Annotated in this window: 19 protein-coding genes; 13 read left to right on the top strand and 6 right to left on the bottom strand. The window is 38.0% G+C overall.

Annotation, left to right across the window (positions count from 1 at the left end; genetic code table 11):
- Nucleotides 1–56: 56 nt before the first annotated feature.
- Nucleotides 57–2264 (bottom strand): S46 family peptidase, encoded by a 2208-nt coding sequence (locus M030_RS23625; protein WP_034721924.1) that lies wholly within the window; start codon nucleotides 2262–2264, stop codon nucleotides 57–59.
- 86 nt (nucleotides 2265–2350) lie between these two features.
- Between M030_RS23625 and M030_RS0102145 the strand changes: the two genes are divergently transcribed.
- Nucleotides 2351–2785, top strand: a complete 435-nt coding sequence (locus M030_RS0102145) for an META domain-containing protein (RefSeq protein ID WP_027372035.1) — start codon at nucleotides 2351–2353, stop codon at nucleotides 2783–2785.
- 116 nt (nucleotides 2786–2901) lie between these two features.
- Here M030_RS0102145 and M030_RS0102140 read toward each other — a convergent pair whose 3' ends face one another.
- The 4 genes from M030_RS0102140 to M030_RS0102125 form a co-directional block, all read right to left on the bottom strand.
- Nucleotides 2902–3318 (bottom strand): hypothetical protein, encoded by a 417-nt coding sequence (locus M030_RS0102140; RefSeq protein ID WP_027372034.1) that lies wholly within the window; start codon nucleotides 3316–3318, stop codon nucleotides 2902–2904.
- Nucleotides 3319–3324: 6 nt separating this feature from the next.
- The gene (locus M030_RS0102135) at nucleotides 3325–5874 is read right to left on the bottom strand and encodes a beta strand repeat-containing protein (protein WP_027372033.1); all 2550 of its coding nucleotides are present in this window, start codon (nucleotides 5872–5874) and stop codon (nucleotides 3325–3327) included.
- 5 nt (nucleotides 5875–5879) lie between these two features.
- The gene (locus tag M030_RS0102130; protein WP_027372032.1) at nucleotides 5880–6356 is read right to left on the bottom strand and encodes a T9SS type A sorting domain-containing protein; all 477 of its coding nucleotides are present in this window, start codon (nucleotides 6354–6356) and stop codon (nucleotides 5880–5882) included.
- Nucleotides 6357–6494: 138 nt separating this feature from the next.
- Nucleotides 6495–7202 (bottom strand): LytR/AlgR family response regulator transcription factor, encoded by a 708-nt coding sequence (locus M030_RS0102125; protein ID WP_027372031.1) that lies wholly within the window; start codon nucleotides 7200–7202, stop codon nucleotides 6495–6497.
- A 190-nt stretch (nucleotides 7203–7392) separates the two neighbouring features.
- On the opposite strand from M030_RS0102125, the gene hflX reads away from it, so the two are divergent.
- The 9 genes from hflX (at nucleotide 7393) to M030_RS0102080 (ending at nucleotide 16825) form a co-directional block, all read left to right on the top strand.
- The gene (gene hflX, locus M030_RS0102120) at nucleotides 7393–8616 is read left to right on the top strand and encodes a GTPase HflX (RefSeq protein ID WP_027372030.1); all 1224 of its coding nucleotides are present in this window, start codon (nucleotides 7393–7395) and stop codon (nucleotides 8614–8616) included.
- Nucleotides 8616–9251, top strand: coding sequence for a DUF4919 domain-containing protein (locus M030_RS0102115; RefSeq protein WP_027372029.1), 636 nt, complete (start codon nucleotides 8616–8618; stop codon nucleotides 9249–9251). The genes hflX and M030_RS0102115 overlap by 1 nt, the downstream gene beginning before the upstream one ends.
- 16 nt (nucleotides 9252–9267) lie before the next feature.
- Nucleotides 9268–10554, top strand: coding sequence for a cation:proton antiporter (locus M030_RS0102110; RefSeq protein WP_027372028.1), 1287 nt, complete (start codon nucleotides 9268–9270; stop codon nucleotides 10552–10554).
- On the top strand, nucleotides 10554–11273 hold the full coding sequence (locus M030_RS0102105; protein ID WP_027372027.1) for a DNA alkylation repair protein: 720 nt from the start codon (nucleotides 10554–10556) through the stop codon (nucleotides 11271–11273). Before M030_RS0102110 ends, M030_RS0102105 begins: the two co-directional genes overlap by 1 nt.
- A gap of 128 nt (nucleotides 11274–11401) precedes the next feature.
- Nucleotides 11402–12070 (top strand): hypothetical protein, encoded by a 669-nt coding sequence (locus tag M030_RS0102100; RefSeq protein ID WP_027372026.1) that lies wholly within the window; start codon nucleotides 11402–11404, stop codon nucleotides 12068–12070.
- A gap of 17 nt (nucleotides 12071–12087) precedes the next feature.
- Nucleotides 12088–14091, top strand: coding sequence for a hypothetical protein (locus M030_RS0102095; RefSeq protein WP_027372025.1), 2004 nt, complete (start codon nucleotides 12088–12090; stop codon nucleotides 14089–14091).
- Nucleotides 14092–15330, top strand: coding sequence for a hypothetical protein (locus M030_RS0102090; protein WP_027372024.1), 1239 nt, complete (start codon nucleotides 14092–14094; stop codon nucleotides 15328–15330). It abuts the gene before it with no gap.
- Nucleotides 15331–15349: 19 nt separating this feature from the next.
- The gene (locus tag M030_RS0102085) at nucleotides 15350–15688 is read left to right on the top strand and encodes a DUF6122 family protein (RefSeq protein ID WP_172494084.1); all 339 of its coding nucleotides are present in this window, start codon (nucleotides 15350–15352) and stop codon (nucleotides 15686–15688) included.
- A 66-nt stretch (nucleotides 15689–15754) separates the two neighbouring features.
- Nucleotides 15755–16825 carry a calcium:proton antiporter gene (locus M030_RS0102080; RefSeq protein ID WP_027372022.1) on the top strand — a complete coding sequence of 357 codons (1071 nt, stop codon included), beginning with the start codon at nucleotides 15755–15757 and terminating at the stop codon, nucleotides 16823–16825.
- A gap of 31 nt (nucleotides 16826–16856) precedes the next feature.
- On the opposite strand, the gene M030_RS0102075 is transcribed toward M030_RS0102080, so the two are convergent.
- Entirely contained in the window at nucleotides 16857–17237 is a 381-nt protein-coding gene (locus M030_RS0102075) for a group III truncated hemoglobin (protein ID WP_027372021.1), read from the bottom strand.
- Between the two features lie 181 nt (nucleotides 17238–17418).
- Between M030_RS0102075 and M030_RS0102070 the strand changes: the two genes are divergently transcribed.
- The 3 genes from M030_RS0102070 (at nucleotide 17419) to M030_RS0102060 (ending at nucleotide 20054) form a co-directional block, all read left to right on the top strand.
- Nucleotides 17419–18408, top strand: coding sequence for a hypothetical protein (locus M030_RS0102070; RefSeq protein ID WP_027372020.1), 990 nt, complete (start codon nucleotides 17419–17421; stop codon nucleotides 18406–18408).
- A 185-nt stretch (nucleotides 18409–18593) separates the two neighbouring features.
- Nucleotides 18594–19565, top strand: a complete 972-nt coding sequence (locus M030_RS0102065) for an ion channel (protein ID WP_027372019.1) — start codon at nucleotides 18594–18596, stop codon at nucleotides 19563–19565.
- Entirely contained in the window at nucleotides 19566–20054 is a 489-nt protein-coding gene (locus M030_RS0102060; protein WP_027372018.1) for a YkgJ family cysteine cluster protein, read from the top strand. It begins immediately after the preceding gene.
- Nucleotide 20055 lies beyond the last annotated feature (1 nt).

Here is a 20055-nt window from a genome sequence, read left to right as displayed (position 1 = left end):
AAAAATAAAAAAACCGTGAATATGGATTCACGGTTTCAAAAATATATCGGAAAAGATTATTTTTTCTTTGCTTTCTTAGGCATTGATGTAGTACCTGAGTTTTTAGTTTTTGTATCTGCAGGAGTGTTTTCCCCTCTTACAAGTTTCAACTCGTCAATTAATCTTCTTGCACCTGCATATTTGTCAATAGTCCAAAGTACAAAACGAACGTCAACATTAATTGTTTTCTGCCATTCCTGCTCGAATACGATATCACCGCTTAGTGCCTCGCTGTTTCCATCGAATGCAATACCAATAAGGTTTCCGTCTCCGTCAATTACAGGAGAACCTGAGTTACCTCCGGTAATATCATTGTTAGATAGGAAGTTGACAGGCATATAACCTGCAGCATCAGCATATTGTCCGAAATCTTTTAAGTTATAAAGGTCAATCACTCTTTGAGGAAGATCAAACTCTTCATCTCCTTTCTTGTATTTTCCAACAAGACCGGTCATATCTGTATAATAGTTATCTGTAATGCCGAAGTAGTTTCTGTCGTTTCTGATAGGTAGTTTATCTACAGTACCATACGTTAATCTCATTGTAGAGTTAGCATCCGGGTAGAATTTTTTCTCAGGCATAGCTTTCATTAGACCAGCTAAGAAAAGACGATTGTTTTTAGCAAAATTATCATCTACTTTCACAAATTTTTCAACACTCATCTTTTGATCAGCTACAATTCCGTTGGCTGTTTTCCATAGTGGATCTGCGTCAAGTTTCAATGCGTCCGGATTCAATAAGAAATTCGTTGCTGAAGTTTTGTTGGCAAAAATTGATGAATAAGCCATGTTAGAAACTGTTTTAGCATCCAATCCTAAAATTGTAGCTGAAGCAATATCTTTATTTTTTACTCTCATCTGGTAAAGACCGGTCATAGCAGCAAGCATTTCTCCCTCTAATGCAGGATTAAAGTTTTCATACGCTGCTTTAATAGCGGCTTCTGTTTTAGCTTTCATTGCTAATCTTCCCTGCATATCCTGAGCAGCATACGCCTTAAGCGCTGAACCTACCTGTAAAGCAAGGGTAATATATTTTGCATTTCTTGAGAACTGAGCAGCATAGTTTCTTTCAACATTTCTGTCCGAAACCTGAGTGTAATATGCTCCGATATCTTCTAAAACACCATCATAAGCATCATTGCCTGGCATTACAGACCATTTTCTGAATGTATCTTCGATTTTTTGTTTATCAGAAATAGTTCCGTTTTTATCTACAGCATCTATAGTTCCTTGTCTGTTTTTCCAGTAATTAGCTACTGATGCATATTGAGAAGCATAGTTAAGCTGTGTTGCTTTGTCTTTGTTCATGTATTTTTTCATGACATCCATTGCTACTTTAGAAGCTTCAACCCATGCCGGATAATCTTTGTTAACCATTTGCTGAATTCCGTAAGAAGTCAGGTAACGGTTTGTTCTTCCCGGATATCCTAAAATCATAGAGAAGTCACCAGGCTTAATTCCTTTAAGAGAAACCGGAAGGAAGTGCTTAGGCTTCAAAGGAGTATTGCTTGGAGAATATTCTGCTGGGTTTCCGGCAGCATCAGCATATACTCTGAATACCGTGAAATCAGCAGTGTGTCTTGGCCATTCCCAGTTATCGGTATCACCACCAAATTTCCCTAATGAAGAAGGCGGAGCACCTACCAATCTGATATCTTTATAATCCTGGTACACGAAATAGTAAAATTCGTTTCCGTTGAAGAAGTCTCTTACTACTACAGTATATTTTCCGTTTTCAGAATTTTCTGTCTGGATTGCTTTTGTTTCAGCATCAATAACAGCCTTTCTCTCAGTACCGGTCATACTGTTGTTCAATTTAGAATTGATTCTCTGGGTAGCATCATCCATTCTTACTAAAAATCTTACATACAGATCTTTAGCATTGAATTCGTCTTTCTGTTTCATTGCCCAGAATCCATTCTTTAAATAGTCTTTTTCCGGAGTAGAAGCAGCTGCAACAGCGCCATAACCACAGTGGTGATTGGTGAAAATAAGCCCTTTGTCGGAAACAATCTCACCGGTACAGAAACCACCAAAGCTTACAATAGCATCTTTTAAGCTTGAGTTGTTTACTGAATAAATCTCTTCAGGCGTAAGATGTAGACCCTCCTTTTGCATATCAACACCGTTAAGTCTTTTGATGAGCATTAGCAGCCACATCCCCTCATCCGCCCTCATCTGGGCAAAGCCCAATAAGAAAGTGAATAGTAGAAATAGTCTTTTCATTTTATATAAAAATTTTTGTGACGCTAATTTACTAATTTTTACGAGATTCTGTTCCGGAATGGTATGAAAATGGGATGATAATGCGCATGAAGAAAATGCTATTATCAGTTTTTACCCTTTTATCTTTAGGAGTTATTTTAAATTGCTCCTCAATTCCGGATAAAAATCTTTACCTCCAGCGACAATGGATGTTGGTTGCTTTCGATCATTTTTCTAAAGATCAATTGATAGCCCAAAAGGCTGAAATCAACCTGACAGCCGGAATGGAAGGAGGAAAAATCCAGGGAAGTGCATACATGGGATGTAACCGTATGTCTTTTACTTCTGAATTTAAAAAAGGAGGAAAGGTAAGAATATCAAAAGGAGTAAGTACCATGAAGGCATGTGAGGATATGACATTGGAAACAGCCTTTCAGAAAAAATTTGATGTGATGACGAAATACTCTGTAGAAGGACATTTCCTTACCTTGTCTGATGACAAAGGAAATTCGATGAAATTTGTAGCTGCTGATTGGGATTAAATAAAAACGATGAGCTTGTCATAACAAAAGTCCGCATTGCAGCGGACTTCTTTTGTTTGAAAAATCTAGTTCGGTTATCAGCTTTTTGTTGAGGTTATCAGTTTTTGTTGGGATTATCAGTTTTTAGGAATAGTCTTTTTTATTTCCTGGAGAGTTGCTGTATTGGGCAACCCCGTTACATTTGTATTTATGTTTTTAGAATTGATTGTGTTACGGCTTGCCTGTCTGTTGGGAATCGTTTTTTTTATCTCTTCAATACTTGCTGTATTGGGAAGTAAGTTTCCCGAATGATCCGATTGTGCCTGAATTTTTTTATCCTGTTTTTTAACTTCAGAACCATGATCGGAAACCAGTCCCGTTTGAGATGTTTTCTTTTCTGCCAATTCCTGGTTTTCTTTCAATAATTTTGCTTCCCGTTCTTTTATTTGTTTTACAACAAGTGCCTGATCTTCTATGGGAACAGTCTGTTTATTTTCCTGGGCATTCAAAAAGGAGCCTAAAAATAACAGCGGGATTATATATACTATTTTCATAACGTTTTATTTTATATTGACTAATACCTGAATTTTTCCAATTTTATCCTGATCATAATCCTGAAGTGCTTTTCCGATGACCTGTCCTATTTTTACTTTTTTAAGATTAGCTTTCATGGCAACCCCTTCTTTTGATGAAGTCACTAAAAGATCTCCTCTTTTAATTTTTCCATTTTCAAGACAGACTTTGGTCGGAATAACGCCAATCACTCCCATAGGAATTTTATCAGAAAGATCAGCATCAATATGCTCTTCAGTAAGGAGTACTCCCGGTTTGGTCGCATATACACCCGCTACAAGAGGAGAATAGGGTTTTGACGACCTTTCCACCGTCCTGTCCGAACGGGTTGAAATCACCAGGATGTCGCCGGTTTCATATTCTGAAATATTTCCTTCTGCACTGAATGCTTCCGCCACGTCAGCACCACTGTTCTGGGTGCCTCCGTTAAAGAAACCTCTGCCGGCTTTGTTAATTCTGGCTACATCTACTGACGCACTCTGGAATATGGCAAGGTCACCTGACGCTCCCTGATGGTTGGCAAGCAGAGTAGTACCTGTACCGGTAGTGGTAACATGTACGACGGGTTGGGCATTGGCATTGTTGAAATTAGCAAATCTACCGGCTTTACCGGCACCAAAATTGGGTATAAATCCTGAAATGGCACTTCCACTTCCGTCGCATGAAGCTTCAATACCATCACCATTTCCTCCGGCATTGGCTGTAATTCCGTTTCCGGATCCTTCGGATAAAGCGAGCAGTGCCGGTCCGTTTCCGGAAGGATTGGAAGCATAAAATAATCCTGCGTATCCGCCCGTTCCTGATGATAAGCCATAAATACCTGCCGTTCCGAAGTTGGCAAAGATTGAGTTTACTTCACCTTTTACTGCGGGAGAAGTTCCCTGAGTTTTATCTACTTTAAAATTTCCTGCAATTCCGTTTCCGATGGTGGTTGCGGTGATCACATCGCTTATGTTGGATTCATTAAAATTATTAAACCGTCCTGCTCGTCCTGTAGCAAAACTGGGAACCCAGGCATAAAGAGCATTTCCTGCACCGTCAATATTGGCTTCTACAGCATTACCGTCTTTACTGGCATTAGCAGTAATGGCATTGCCGTTTCCATCAGTGATCGCTACCAGTGCCGGTCCGTTTCCTGATGTATTGGAAGCATGAAATAACCCTGCAAAACCACCTGTTCCTGAAGAAATACCAAAAATACCTGCAGCTCCGAAATTTCCGAATATTGTTTTTACTTCACCCCGTACAGCGGCTCCCACACTATTGTTATTATTAACTAAAAAAGAAGAAGCATTTCCCTGGGTATTGTCCGGAATGTTTCCATTGCCATTAGTTTCTACCTCTAATGTATTGGTAACGGTGTTGGTCTGATTAAAATTTTCAAATCTTCCTGCACGGCCTGTACTGTTGTTGAGCCCCACCTGTCCGTATACTCCGATACCGGTTCCGGCTGTGCTTGTCGCGACGAAGCCTCTTACGCCATATCCGCCTCCGTCATTCCTACCTACTACGGCTCCTGCAATGTCACTTGTTGTTCTTCCCACTATAGCTTCACCTGCGCCATTGTTATCGCCCACGATACCGGCGGAACTTTGTGCGCTTGTTATTCCGTGAAGAGCAAATCCAGCTCCCGAAGAGCTTCTGACACCAGCGCCGTTTCCGGTTGTGCTTACATTTACAACCGTTCCGTTTCCTACACTGGAAGCACTCAGAGCAACATTGTTATTGGCATTGTTGTAAATTGAAATAGAGGCAGGAATTCCATTATTGCTGGTGGCAGTAAGACCTGTTCCCGTATTGCTGTTTGCATAGACACCTGTCCCGTTTGCACTAGCGTTTCCGTATACCCCTAATCCATTGGGAGTTACCCCATATACACCCCAGCCACTTCCGTTTTGGCTTCCGTATACTCCTACACCCAATCCTCCGGTTCCGTTGTTGATACCACGTACCCCTGATGAAAAACCACCTGGCGAAGCATTGCTGACAATCCCCCTCATAGCGGCAATATTGGATGTAGTGCCCGTATTATTGCCCTCAAGGGAGGTTCCGTCTCCGTCATTTGTTAAAGAAAATAGAGTAGAAGCATTGTTTACGGTATTGGTATAAGGAATCGTAAAGGTTGCCCCGCTGTTTCCCGCTGACTTGGCATACATAGCAAACGGAACACTTAGCAGTTGACTGGTCCCGACTATTGTATAATTATTTCCTCCCGCAGGGTCTGTTTCTGTTTTTAAATAATAGTTTCCTGAAGGCCAGTTAATGGTATTGAACGTACCTGAAAGAACAGTCCCTGTTCCTATTTCCATACTGATCAGCCCGTTGGTATTGGTATTTCCGGTGAGTCTTTCAGAATATACTTCTGCACCCGCAGGAGAGCCTTGTAATATACTGGCTTTTATTGCGATTCCCTGATTGGGCAGCAGTTGCCCGGATCCGTTTCTGATGATAGCCTGATAGCTCATTTTTTCCGGAACCTGAGCCCATCCCATTATGAGCCCGGAAAGGATCCAGAACAATAATAATATTTTTTTCATGGTTTTTAGTTTTTAATGATTTTAAATGTTTTGATGTTCTCTCCATTTTGATTAATTCTGATAATGTACATTGCAGAAGGAAGGGAAGAGAAATTAAGCTCGGATTTAGATTGTGTAATCACATCTTTTCTGATCAGTTTGCCTTGTGCATCAAATAATTGATATTCTGAACCTTTATAATTATTCGTAGTGAAATCCAAATACAAATAATCTTTAAAAGGATTAGGGTAAAGCAGCAGACCTTCCTTGTCTGAAGAGTTTTCATGGGTGGAAAGAGCTGTAATTTCGTAAGGCTGTTGCACTCCTTCAACCACTTGAGAACCTGATCCTTTGGACAAATAAGCGGTCTGACCTATACTATAAGAAACCGATCCATTGGGACCAGAGACATCGGTTCCTGCAGCAAGAACTGCTGACTGAGCCTGGAATATCGTACAAGAAAAGATAAACCAGGGCAGATAATACATAAATTTTTTTTCCATTGGTAACAGTTTTTAATTAGAGGGAAATTTGGGAAGACTAAATTACCACCTATCGGAATCTGATGTTGGAAAAATAGATGAACGACAGAAATAATCGACCAATGTCAATTTGTGAATTATTGTTGAAATTCTGATTCTTTAGGGTTCAAAGAAGGAGAGGTTATTCTTGTAAGTTCGGCCTATCGGAAGCCTGATATGATGAGTGAGTTCTATCTCATGACAATTTTTGGCACGAATGAGATGTCTGGGTACTGCGTAGCTCCGATGTATCCTGATAAAGGAATCAAAAAAGTTTTTCTGCAGAAGGTTTCCCAGTGAGTCGAGAATACAATGATTCTTTTCAAGAGTGATAATCCGGGTATAGTCTTTTAATGCTTCAAGATAAAGGATATCCTTCATTCTGATCTGGGAAACATTTCCTCCTTCTTTGATGGTAAGAGAGTTTTCTCCCAGTATAGCATCATAACAGTCGCATTTTTCTTTCATTTCAAAAAAGTCGAAAAGTCTTTGCATTGAATAATGAAAACGTGGTGCCGTCAAGGGTTTTGTCATGAAATCAAGGGTATTGATTTCAAAGACTGAGGCCGCTAATTCCGGATATGAGCTTACAAAGATGCAGGCGGGGATTTTATGGGCCAGCTTTCGGAACTCCAAACCACTCGTCCCTTTTAAATTTGTTTCTGTGATTAAAAGATCTACAGGAAGGTCAAGATAAGGAATTGCTTTTTCAGCCGAATCAAAACAAGCGACAATTTCGATGTTTTTGTACGGCCTGATATAATGCTGAAGAACCAGCCTGTCCAGTTCATCATCATCAATAATCATACATCTAAGATGGGTAATCATGATTTTCTGGATGTTTTTAAATTTAATTGCTTAAAAGACAGAAAATTATTACATAAAGTTATTGTTTTTTTATAAGATATACTCAGGCGAACTTAAAATTATCTTAAAAAATGTTATTAAATAAAAATTGATTTTGTTTTTTTTCTGAAAAATATTAACTTGTAAAAATCATAAACATAGACAGAACTTAATGTTAGAAAAGAAAGAACATAACTATGAGAAAGCGGTCCTGGTGGGAGTAATTACTCAAAATCAGGATGAAGAAAAACTGACGGAGTATTTAGATGAACTGGAGTTTTTAGCTTTCACAGCCGGAGCAACCGTGCAAAAACGTTTCACCCAAAAACTAACTCAGCCGGATTCCAAGACCTTTATAGGAAGTGGTAAGGCTATCGAGATAAAAGAATATGTAAAAGAAAATGAGATCGGAACCGTAATTTTCGATGATGAACTCTCTCCTTCACAGCTTAAAAACCTGGAAAGAGAAATGGAAGTTAAAATTTTGGACCGTACCAATCTTATTCTCGATATTTTTGCCCAAAGAGCTCAGACATCTTATGCAAGAACACAGGTAGAGCTCGCCCAATATCAATACCTTTTACCTCGACTGACCAGAATGTGGACTCACCTTGAGCGTCAGAAAGGGGGGATCGGGATGAGAGGTCCGGGGGAAACGGAAATTGAGACCGACCGTCGTATCATCCGTGACCGGATCACATTGCTGAAAGAAAAGCTGAAGACTATTGACAAACAAATGGCAACTCAGCGTAATAACAGGGGGAAAGTCGTTCGTGCTGCCCTGGTAGGATATACCAACGTCGGGAAATCTACCCTGATGAATTCCATCTCGAAGTCTGAAGTTTTTGCAGAGAATAAATTGTTTGCAACGCTTGATACTACGGTAAGAAAGGTGGTTATCGGGAATTTACCATTTTTGCTTACGGATACAGTAGGATTTATCAGAAAACTTCCGACACAGCTTGTAGAATCCTTTAAATCAACCCTTGACGAAGTGAGGGAAGCGGATTTGTTGATCCACGTGGTGGATATTTCTCACGAAAGTTTTGAAGATCATATAGAATCGGTGAATCATATTCTGATGGAAATCGATGCTCATCAAAAGCCAATGATTATGGTTTTTAATAAGATTGATGATTTTAGCTATGAGAAAAAAGACGAAGACGATCTTACGCCGACAACCCGTAAAAATGTTTCCCTTGAAGAATGGAAAAAGACCTGGATGGCAAAGTCCAAATATCCTACGGTATTTATTTCTGCTTTAACAAAGGAAAACTTCCCGGAAATGAAAAAGATGATTTACGACGAAGTTATGAAAATTCATATTTCAAGATTTCCTTATAATGATTTCCTTTTCGAATATTTCGACAACGACGAAGAAGAAAGCAACAATTAATGAAATATTACTTTTTCCTTCTTTTCACTCTGTTTTCGGTTTTTGGTTTCAGCCAGAAATCGAAAATTGATCTGAAAGCTATTGAAAAAAGCCTTAAAAATCCGGATTCACCCTACAATTATGATAAACTTATCTTCAAATATAAAGGGTATCCCAAATCTTTAGATAGTATAGAATCACAGTACCTCTATTACGGAAGAAATTTTAGAAATGATAAAATCACCGTTTCAGAAGACCGTTTTAAAGATCTTACTGATGCCTTTAAAGAAAATAATTTTACAGAGTGTGTAAAACTCGGGAAGGCATTGTATGATAAGGACCCTACCAATCTGGATGTTCTTCTGATCCTTTTGAGAGCGTATGATTCTTTAAAAGACGGTAATAATTTTATACATCATCTGAACCAGTTTCGTGCGCTTGCAGACGGAATAAAAGGTTCCGGGGATGGAAAATCTGAAAAAACGGCTTATCTGGTCAACTCGGTAGGAGACGAATATATCCTGCTGAATATGTTGAATATAGGAAAAGATTATGCACGAGGCTCAAAATCTTCCAAAGATGGAATGTTTGATATATGGGAAAAAGACGGTCGGCAGATCTATATCAAAATACTTTATTTAGAACTAACCAATTAACTATAACAAACACTTAGTGGAATTATATTATTCATTTTCAGCATTAATCGTATTAGCATCAATATTTGCCTATCTTAATTACAGGTTTTTAAAACTTCCCAGCACCATCGGAATTATGGTTATTGCCATTGTGGTATCTATTTTTCTGGTATTTTTTGGAGAAACAATACTTCCCAGAACATTCGGGCATCTGCATAATTTAATGAGCAGTATCGACTTTACGGAGGTTTTGATGGGGGCAATGCTTAATTTTCTTCTCTTTGCGGGAGGAATTCATATCAACATTAATGACTTAAAGGAACAGCTAAGACCCGTTGTGATTTTTTCCACGGCAGGAGTCGTTATTTCCACTTTTGTTGTAGGGTTTGGAATGTTCTATCTCTTACCTTATGTGGGTGTCAATCTTCCGTTTATGTATTGTCTTGTTTTCGGAGCTTTGATTTCACCTACAGATCCGGTAGCCGTACTCAGCGTCCTGAAACAGGCAAAAGTTTCAAAATCTCTGGAAACAAAGGTGGCAGGAGAATCCCTCTTTAATGATGGTATGGCAGTGGTTGTTTTTACGGTTATTCTACAGCTTGCAGTAGGAAAAGAAGTAGATCTGAGTGTTGAAAATATTGGATTGCTACTGCTTCATGAAGCAGGTGGAGGTCTTCTGTTAGGAGTTTTGCTTGGTTGGGTCACTTCAAGATTAATGCGTGAAGTAGATGATTATATTATTTCCGTATTGGTGACACTTTCTGTGGTAATGGGAGGATATCTTATTGCAAGACAAATGCATATTTCCGGCCCACTGACGATGGTAGCAGCAGGTCTGTTTATGGGTAATTTCAACAGAAACTTCAAGATGAAATCCGTTACTCAGGATTATCTGATCAAATTCTGGGAACTTATCGACGAAATATTAAATGCTGTATTATTCCTGTTTATCGGCTTTGAGCTTTTAATGATCAAAGACCTCAAACATTTTATGATCCCTGGTCTACTGGCCATTTTTGTAGTGCTTTTTGCCCGGTTTATATCGATATGGGGACCAACTAAATTTACCTCTCTGAGAAGAAGTTTTAGCCCGCAAACAGTAAAAGTACTTGTTTGGGGAGGAATTCGTGGTGGTGTTTCTATTGCATTGGCCATGTCTATTCCTAAAAGCGAATACAGCGAGATTATTTTGAGTATTACCTACTGTGTAGTCGTATTCTCTATTATTGTTCAGGGACTTACAATTGCCAAAGTGGCTAATCCTAAACAGATTGTGAAGGAAGAAGAAGAGCAGGAAACTGTTGTTTCAGAAGAAAATATCTGATGAATAATATTGTTAAAGAAATAAAAGAAGCGCTGGCTGTATTATCTATCCCTGAAAAAGCTGAATTTTTTCCAAGGTTTTTTAAGACGGGTAAGGGAGAGTATGGCGAGGGAGATGTGTTTCTGGGGGTTACCGTACCGGATCAGAGATCTGTGGCTAAAGAATATTATAAGAAAGTAGAGCTCAATGATCTTGGTGTACTTCTTTCTTCACAATATCATGAATATCGGTTAACAGCCCTTTTTATGCTGATCTCAAAATTTGAAAAAACAAAAGATCTGCAGGCGAAAGAGAAAATTGTGACTTTTTATCTCAATCATTTACCCCACATAAATAATTGGGACCTTGTAGATTCCAGTTGCTATAAGATTCTGGGAAGATATGCTTTTGAAAACGATAAAGAATACCTTTTAAGAGAGCTTTCGGAATCTGAAGAGATGTGGCATAAAAGAATTGCCGTAGTTGGAACAATGCATTATGTGAAAAAGGGATCATTTGATCTTACAAAAGAATTTGTTGCCAGAAATCTGAAACATCCGCACGACCTGATGCATAAGGCAAATGGATGGTTGTTGCGGGAAATGGGGAATAAGAGTGAAACAGAACTCATTGCTTATCTGAATCAGTATTACAAAGAAATGCCCAGAACATGCCTTCGATATGCAATTGAAAAACTGGATGAAGACCTTCGCCAGAATTATCTGAAAGGACGCGTTTAAAAATAAAGAGTAATGATGTCAGTTTTGAGTTCTCAAAACTACCTGAAAACAGCTATTTCTACTCAAAAACTAAAGATTTCAAGGATATAAGGCCGGAATTGAGTAATTTTACTGCTTTACATCCAATCATGAAAAAAATAGTAAAATTATTTCTTTTTCTTCTCCCCTTATTATTCCTGACGAGCTGTTTCGACATTCTTGATAAAGTAAATGTAAAAGCAGACGGCACCGGAGAATATACCATCATACTGAATGCAAGTAAAAGTAAAACAAGACTGGCATCAATCTCTAAGATGGAAACCATCAACGGAAAGAAAGTTCCCAAGAAATCTGAGATTGAAAACAAAATCAATACAGCTGCAAAAATTTTTAAAGAAACTCCCGGAATCACCAATGTAAAAACGGCCATGGATTTTGATAATTATATCATCAGACTGAGCTGTAATTTCAAAAAAATTGAAAACATCAATGCCGGTCTGGAAAAATTAAAAGATCAGAAAATATTGGGCAAAATGGTTCCCACAAAGGTCTACAGCCAGAATCTTCAGAAAAAGACATTAACAAGGAATAAAGTCAACACTTTCAAAGAAGATTATGAGAAGATGAGTAAGGCTGATAAAGAGGTTTTTAACGATGCAAGATACACTTCCGTCATGCAATTTGAGAATACCGTGAAGTCACAAACGAATAATGCTTACGTGCTTTCTCCTAATAAAAAAGCACTCAAGCTGGAGGCGGATATCCTGGATCTGATCCTGCACAAAAAACAAATACAAAACACCATTCTTTTCCAATAAATTTCTAAACTATAGTCATGAAATCTATCTTATTAAAAACACAAAAAATTGTTTTCATAATCTTCGGGTTTACCATGGGTTTTGCCCAGAATAGCCTGAAAATCCCATCTGACGCTGTATTCTATATGGAAGTCAACGGAAAACAGCTCAATAATAAAATCAACTGGGATAAGCTGAACCCATTGTTGCACGAACTCAACAAAAAGAGCAAAGAAAATAGCTCATGGACGGATTATTCAAAGACAGGAATCAAATACGACGCTGCTCAGTATCATTATGCCAGCCTTAATGACTCTATCAAGACCTATAACACTCATTTCATCATTGATAATAAAGAAAAGTTTCAGGAATTCGTAAACTCTATAAAGAAAAAAGGGCAGGAGGTTTCTAAGAAAAACAATTATTCCTATGTGGATATCAATGATGACGTTTTTGTTGGCTGGAACGGAAGCCGTGCAGTTCTTAGTATGATAAGCTATACCAAGCCCCATAAGGACTATTGGGAAGCAGATGCAGTGACAGACAGTACTGCCGTTGCCGTTGCTGATGGTGTAGCTGTAGATAGCGTTTACAATGATGAGCCGGAAAAACCGTTTGATTATAAAGAGGAAATCAAGGAGCTAAGAGAAAATATAAAATACCTTAAGGAAAACATCAAAGACAATAATCTGGAAATAGCAAGAATCCAGAAAGATATCAAGTATCTCCAGAAACATCATGCATATCCTCAGCAAAAAGAAGACGGAGAAAAATATGAAGAAGAAAGCAAGTCTGAGGAAGCATATGAAGAGGAAAATAAAGCCTACCAGAAAGAACAGGACTCTATCCGCAGAGAAAAATTCCTGATGGTTAAAAAGAATGCTGAAGAAAGGTTCGATCAGTTTTTCAGTTCAAATTTCGAAATAGAGGTTCCTGAAGAAATGCTGGCTTTCAGGGATGCCAATTCAGATGTCTTTGTCTATGCAGATTACGGCAGAATAGTTAATGACGGGCTCTATGGTAAAATGACTAAAGATTATACTTATGGGCAGTTCTTCAAGAACATGTACAACTCCAACTATGCGTACAATTTGTATTTTGACAAAGACAAAGTAAGGCTCGTCAATAATTATCAGCATAAAAATTCTGAAATTCAAAAGAATATATCCGCCATTTACAAAGGGAAGAAAAACAGGAAACTGCTGGAACTCATCAATGAAAAAAGCGTGGGTTATTATGTGATGAATGTGAATGGGGCAAAATGTTTTGATATGATGTACAGCCTTCTGCAGAATTCCGGAGAACATGAATATAAAAAAGAAATGGAACTCATTATGGAAACGATGAAAATTGTACTGGATGAAGAAGCCATTGCTAAAATAGCTCCCGGAAACGGAATCTTTGTTTTAAACGAGCTGAAATCCAAAACGGTTGAATATACCGATTATGAATACGATGCCGAGTTCAATGAAAAAGAGGTGAAGAAAACCAAGGAAATCGCTGTTCCCAACTTTACTTTCGCATTTGCAACTGAGAATGAAGCCTATTGGAACCGTATTTTTGATGTACTCGCTACTCATAAAAAGCTGGCTAAACGATTTTCAAAAACAGGAGATATGTACACCTTTAAAGAATCCAAAGACGGTGGATATATCGATCAGCTGTTTTTTACAGTAAAAGACGGAGTCGTGTATCTGATGAGTTCTGCAGACAATATTGTACCGGTCAGCCAGTCTTCGGTATCCAGAAAATGGGCGAAAGATTCTGCTAAATATCCTCTGTCGGGAAGACTGGATATTCAAAAGCTTTTAACAGGTTTAGATAAAGAATTCAAAAGTCCTAAAGAGAGAAAAACACTGGAGGCCATCAGGAAGAATGTAGGAGAGCTCTACTACAAAACAGAGGTGAAAGGAGAGAGTATCCGCACTGAAATGGATTATGATATCAAAGGCTCTTCTGAAAACAGTCTGATGTATTTCTTTGATATATTTAATCAGATCTTCAACACAAAAGAAAAAGAAAAAAAGCCACAAATTTTGTAGATGAACAAAAAGAAGATTGTTATCCCGTTATTGCTGTTGTTAGCCGTGCTGGTTTATTTTGTGGGTTTTTATAAGGATAAAGACCTCAGATATATTCCTGAGAACACAGATGCTGTTTTTTTGGTCGATACGAAGAAATTAACGGGACAATATCTCTTCAAGATGATACTATATCCATCACATTGGTCCGGAAAAAAAACAAAAAATAAAAATTCCGGCTCGCTGAGTAATTGTGGAATTAAAATTCCGGATTTTTTACAAGTTTTTCATATAAAAGGGACCAGGTTTTCAGAATGGTATACGGTCATCGAGCTTAAAGACACCCCAAAATTCATTGCTTTTCTGAAGAAGCAAAATTTTACAGATAAAAAGAACGGCTATTTTCAAAAAGATCAGATTTCCGTATTTGTCAATGGTGATCTTGTATTGGCAGGAACATCTGATAAAGCTTTTGGGATGATTCAGAAGCAACTTTTCCAAAAACCCGTACAAGCGGTGTGGAATGCAGATCAGTTTATTCATAACACATTAGGGAGTTTCTCCTTCATTTCAGAATCTGGAATTCAAAATTTTGCAATTGACCTCAACGATGATAATATCGAAATAAAGAACAACTCAAATTCGGATATTTTTAATTTTATCGCCGCAAAAACACTGCCTGGAAATCATTGTACTCAGCTGGAACTAGATAAGGACAATATCAGATCCTTTGCCCGTTTTTTCAATAAGGGTATTTCAGATTCCTTGCAGGCATCTTACGTTAAAGTGACCGCAGATCTCAAACAGGTTAATGATACCATTGTCAGTTATGATTATGACGAGAATTTTAATGAAATTGAGAAAACAACTTTTCAGAAGATTACGCAGCCTCAGTATATCATTGAATTTCAGACTAAAGATCCGGAGAAAACCGGGGAATATTTTCAGTCTAAAAAGTGGATCAACAGCGAAAATCAATTTACGGCAATCCCTTTTCAACCCAATGAAGTTAAACAACATGACAACGGGTTTATTATACAATCTTCAGAAAACCGGTTCATATCCTTACCCCCGTTAAAGCAAAATTATATTTTAATCAGAAACAATTCCCTGCTATATTCTTCCCTGAAAACACTCAATGAAACTGAAAAAAGGATCATTTCGGATATCGATTATGTGTTGTATGCTAATAAGTCACAAAACTATTGGTTGAAAATAAAAGCAAGAAAAGGAAAATTACCCTTAATTTTACGGTGGTAACCATATAAAATAAATAGTAATGGCACCATCAGAAATAGCATTGCTCAAAACCTGTACACATTATTTTTTGCACTTAGTGTTCCCCGTATTTATAGCTCTAATCTTTTATCGTGAAAACTGGAAGAAAGTATACCTTATTCTTCTTGCCACCATGCTGGTAGACCTCGATCATCTTTTTGCCAATCCCGTTTTTGATCCTTCAAGAAATAGTATAGGATATCATTTTTTACATTCTTATTATGCCATTGCGGTGTATTTTTTGATGCTATTTTTTAAAGGGAATATCAGAATTGTTGCCATCGGGCTATTATTTCATATGTTGACGGATTTTCAGGATTTTAGCTTCTGGCCTCATTAAAATATTATTAATATTTTCTTTTGATATTTCAAAATTTATAGATTTTTTGTATTTTGTAGACACTATATGAAATTAAAAGAATTTTTACATTACACTTACATTTTTCCTGTCCTTGCAGTTGTTTATTACTTCCTTGGATTGATGGGAAACGGAGTCATTTATGATATTGTAGCAGGTATTTTATTAATCGGAAGCGTATTATCGGCAGTCCACCATGCAGAAATGGTTGCTCATAAAGTAGGAGAACCTTTCGGGACAATCATTCTCGCGCTTTGTATTACCATTATTGAAGTCGCTTTGATCATCTCACTGATGGTTGCCGGCGGAGATCAGGCGATCACGCTGGCCAGAGATACGGTTTTTGCTGCTGTGATGATCATTCTTAACGGTATTCTGGGAATCTGTATATTGGTGGGAGGCGTGAAGTATCATGAGCAATTCTTTGCCAGAACCTCAGCTACCACTTATCTTGTGAGTACGGTTTCAATTCTTATTCTTACCCTTGTTCTTCCTAATTTTACTTCAAGTGTCAACGGACCTTTCTATAACCAGGCCCAGCTTATTTTTGTATCCATTGCCTGCCTGATTATCTATGGTGTCTTTCTGATGGTGCAGACGGTGAGACACAGAAGTTATTTCATTGTTCCTGATGAGCATCCTGAAGAGCATTATATTCCTTCACTACCAAAGACTCTGATTAGTTTTGGCTTTTTAGTCGTTTGTCTGGTGATCGTGGTTTTAATGGCGAAAGGATTATCTGATACTATTGAAGGGATGGTACAGAGTGTAGGAGCTCCGAAATCTTTAGTCGGAGTCATTATAGCAGGTGTAGTACTTCTTCCCGAAGGAGTTGCAGCCATTCGGGCAGCAAGAGCCAATCAGATCCAATCCAGCTTAAACCTTGCTTTGGGGTCAGCCTTAGCAAGTATCGGACTTACCATTCCAGCCGTTTCTGTGGTGTGTATCATGTATGACATTCCTTTGGTACTCGGATTAGATAAAAAAGATATTATTTTACTATCCTTATCTGTATTTATTGTAATGCTTTCATTAAGCCGCGGAAAAACCAATATCCTATACGGAACGGTGCTTCTGGTGAACCTGGCAGCTTATATATTCACGGTCATCGTTCCTTAGGACAGCCTCCGGAATGCTTTCCGGTCTTTTATTACAGCCTTCTGGCCAGCTCCATTTTGAATGCCATTAGTCTGGCAATATTTTCGGATTTGTAGATGGCCATGTCTGCATTTTCACCTGCGAAATTTTCCTCGATGGTCATTTTCCATAGCTCTAGCCACTTATCAAAATGTTTCTGTTCCATCGCTGCTATTTCATTGATGGGAAAATGTGCTCCCATTGGATTTCCTTTATAAGTCATTTGCCCGAAAAGAATAGATTCCCAAAAAGAATACATCTTCGGAAGATGTTTATCCCAATCCACTTTAGCAACGTCATTAAAAAAGAATGCAATCGTTTCATCCTTAACGACTTTTGCATAAAATGAGTTGACGAGGTGCTCAATATCTTCTCTTGATTCCAGCTTTTTCATATTTCAAAGTTAGTCTAAATCAAATAAAAAAGTTGATTTTTAAATTGATAAATCTCATAAAGAAGCAATAAAGGAAATGACCATTCGATTGAAATGTTAAAATTATTTAATTCGTAAAAAATGCATAATAAGTGATATGATTTTTGTAAATTTAATTATTAAACACTAAAAAATCATAAAAATGCGTAAAAAAATCAATTCTATTTTAGTTCTGGTAGTTCTCTCAGTTACTGCTTCATGTGCAAGAGATGAAGTAGGTTCTGTGAGTGATGATGCCGAAAACCTGAGCTATACCGATTTTAAACGGACACAGATGACAGAAGCTGAAATGCTTCAAAAAGGATGGAAAATCGTAGACGAATTTAAATTGCCCGAAAGCCCCGGTACAAGCCGTAGCATATCTGACGGAAGTAAAGAAATCTCTTTTAAAGCAAATCATTTGAAAGATATGGGTTATGATGTGAATTTTTCAGGGGAAAGAACGAGGCTCAAAAATATTTTTGCCTACTCCGGTCAGGTTCCGGATGGAATTATTTTTAATCCTGATTTATCCGTAGATGGCGATACCCGGAACAGTGCAGCCAGTCCCAATGTGTCAGTTGTTTTGGGAGCACCGGACGTAAAGATAAAAACCAATGGAGTTGACCTGCCGGATGATGCTTATACCACGGAAGCCATCAATAATGGTGACAGGGAAAGTGAGATCACGGTTACCTATTCGTATAAAAAGGGCTATTCAACTTCATGGAAGCGTACCGTTTCCGGATCATTTGAAGTAGGAGCTTCTGTATCTGTCGATATTCCGTTGGTAGCAAAAGCTACTGCCAGTACTAAAGTTGTGGTGGGAGGTGATACTACCGAAGGCACAGAAAGTTCTGAAGAAATTACACAAACCAGTACCTACAAAACCGTAGTACCGGCCCATTCCAAAAAGACTATTTCAATTCTGACGAAAGTGAAAGGGTCTTCTGTTGAATACTTTGTGCCTATGAAATTATCCGGAAATCTTCTGGCTAACTTCCCTTCACCGGTAAACGGACATTATTACTGGGCCTTTCCGGTTGAAGATTTTCCTAATTTTATTTCAAATGTACATGGAGAATCGGGGATTGTAAAATCAGTCAGCAATGTAAGCGTAACGGTGATGGAATCTCCGGCACAGACTATATAAGTACTTCTTTTACAGAATACAAAAAAAGACAGGGGTTTTGTTACTTCTGTCTTTTTTTGGAGATTAAAGAAAACAAACGGATTCTATTCTTAACTTTGTTTTTTTAAATAAAAAGTGGAGGATAAGGCTGGTATTGGCATCAGTTGATCTGCACAGTGCTCACGAATGTTTTAAAAAGTGTACAAATGACCCGTGGATTCAAGAAAAAAATCCGTCAGAATAATACGGAAAACAGCGGTTTTGGCAGCAATGCCTCAGGAAGGTTTATTAATAAAGATGGCCTTCCGAACGTTCGACGAACGGGAGTGAATGTTTTTAACAGGCTCAGTTGGTATCATACGATGCTCAATCTGTCTACATTCCGATTTCTTTCCTATTTGTTGATTTCCTATATTCTGATTAATCTTGCTTTTGCGATGATCTACTATCTTATCGGCGTACAACATCTTACCGGGATAGATAAAAGTGATCCAGTAAATGAATTTATCGATGTCTTTTTCTTCAGTTCACAAACCTTTACAACGGTAGGATACGGACGAATTGCACCCGTTGGTTTTTTGGCAAGTCTTGTCGCTACTTTTGAGGCTTTTTTAGGATTGCTTACCTTTGCCATTGCTACAGGACTTTTTTATGGAAGATTCTCCAGGCCAAGAGCTTATTTAAGATTTTCTGATATAGCTGTTATTGCTCCTTTTAAGCAGTCTACAGCTTTGATGTTCAGATTGGCTCCCTATAAAAATAATGCCCTTACAGATGCTGATGTTATCGTTTCTGCGGCTATTGAAGTTATTGAAGATGGTGTTCCCAAAAGTAATTTTTACAGATTGGAAACCCAGCTGAGCAAAATTAATACGCTGGCACTCAACTGGACTGTTGTTCATAAAATTGATGAAAATTCGCCTTTTTATGGCTTTTCTGAAGACGATTTTAAAAATACGGATATTGAGTTGATTATTCAGGTGCGTGCCTTTGACGAGGTCTTCTCCAATACCGTGGTTCAGAGATCGTCCTATGTTACAGGAGAGATTATATACGGAGCGAAGTTTATTCCGATGTATTATCCGGATAAAGGGCATCAGAGTACGGTGCTGGATTTAGATAAAATTAACGAATATCAAAAGGAAGATCTTCCTGTTTCAAAGGGAAATAATGAGTAAATGAATTTAGAAGTTTATAAAAAACAGGCTTTACAAAAGCAAAAAGAGCATAAGAAATTTCTGGACGGACTGAAAAAGAAACCGCCCAAAAATCTCGATTATATAGTTCAGGAAACCCATGAAGAAGTTTTTGATGAAATCGATTGCCTGCAATGTGCCAATTGCTGCAAAACTACAGGTCCGTTATATACCGAAAAAGATATTGAGCGCATTGCCAGACACCTTCGGATGAAACAGGCTGATTTTGAAGCTAAATTTTTAAGGGTAGATGAAGATAACGATAAAGTATTGCAGAACCTTCCCTGCTTTTTCCTGAATAGTGACAATACATGTTCTATCTATGAAGTACGGCCGAAAGCCTGCAGAGAATATCCGCATACAGATCGTAAGAAAATCTACCAGATCAACCATTTAATGCTTAAAAATACTGTGATTTGTCCTGCTGCATTTGAGTTTGTTGAAAGGATGATGAAGAACATTTCGAAGTAAC

It is taken from the genome of Chryseobacterium sp. UNC8MFCol (assembly GCF_000482305.1).
GTDB lineage: Bacteria > Bacteroidota > Bacteroidia > Flavobacteriales > Weeksellaceae > Chryseobacterium > Chryseobacterium indologenes.
This window is presented reverse-complemented; position numbering and strand designations above follow the sequence as displayed.

Excerpts from the sequence above, each read along its gene's own strand:
- M030_RS23625 (WP_034721924.1), bottom strand. The coding sequence starts at position 2,264 with ATGAAAAGACTATTTCTACTATTCACTTTCTTATTGGGCTTTGCCCAG.
- M030_RS0102145 (WP_027372035.1), top strand. The coding sequence starts at position 2,351 with ATGAAGAAAATGCTATTATCAGTTTTTACCCTTTTATCTTTAGGAGTT.
- M030_RS0102140 (WP_027372034.1), bottom strand. The coding sequence starts at position 3,318 with ATGAAAATAGTATATATAATCCCGCTGTTATTTTTAGGCTCCTTTTTG.
- M030_RS0102135 (WP_027372033.1), bottom strand. The coding sequence starts at position 5,874 with ATGAAAAAAATATTATTATTGTTCTGGATCCTTTCCGGGCTCATAATG.
- M030_RS0102130 (WP_027372032.1), bottom strand. The coding sequence starts at position 6,356 with ATGGAAAAAAAATTTATGTATTATCTGCCCTGGTTTATCTTTTCTTGT.
- M030_RS0102125 (WP_027372031.1), bottom strand. The coding sequence starts at position 7,202 with ATGATTACCCATCTTAGATGTATGATTATTGATGATGATGAACTGGAC.
- hflX (WP_027372030.1), top strand. The coding sequence starts at position 7,393 with ATGTTAGAAAAGAAAGAACATAACTATGAGAAAGCGGTCCTGGTGGGA.
- M030_RS0102115 (WP_027372029.1), top strand. The coding sequence starts at position 8,616 with ATGAAATATTACTTTTTCCTTCTTTTCACTCTGTTTTCGGTTTTTGGT.
- M030_RS0102105 (WP_027372027.1), top strand. The coding sequence starts at position 10,554 with ATGAATAATATTGTTAAAGAAATAAAAGAAGCGCTGGCTGTATTATCT.
- M030_RS0102100 (WP_027372026.1), top strand. The coding sequence starts at position 11,402 with ATGAAAAAAATAGTAAAATTATTTCTTTTTCTTCTCCCCTTATTATTC.
- M030_RS0102095 (WP_027372025.1), top strand. The coding sequence starts at position 12,088 with ATGAAATCTATCTTATTAAAAACACAAAAAATTGTTTTCATAATCTTC.
- M030_RS0102090 (WP_027372024.1), top strand. The coding sequence starts at position 14,092 with ATGAACAAAAAGAAGATTGTTATCCCGTTATTGCTGTTGTTAGCCGTG.
- M030_RS0102085 (WP_172494084.1), top strand. The coding sequence starts at position 15,350 with ATGGCACCATCAGAAATAGCATTGCTCAAAACCTGTACACATTATTTT.
- M030_RS0102080 (WP_027372022.1), top strand. The coding sequence starts at position 15,755 with ATGAAATTAAAAGAATTTTTACATTACACTTACATTTTTCCTGTCCTT.
- M030_RS0102075 (WP_027372021.1), bottom strand. The coding sequence starts at position 17,237 with ATGAAAAAGCTGGAATCAAGAGAAGATATTGAGCACCTCGTCAACTCA.
- M030_RS0102070 (WP_027372020.1), top strand. The coding sequence starts at position 17,419 with ATGCGTAAAAAAATCAATTCTATTTTAGTTCTGGTAGTTCTCTCAGTT.
- M030_RS0102065 (WP_027372019.1), top strand. The coding sequence starts at position 18,594 with ATGACCCGTGGATTCAAGAAAAAAATCCGTCAGAATAATACGGAAAAC.
- M030_RS0102060 (WP_027372018.1), top strand. The coding sequence starts at position 19,566 with ATGAATTTAGAAGTTTATAAAAAACAGGCTTTACAAAAGCAAAAAGAG.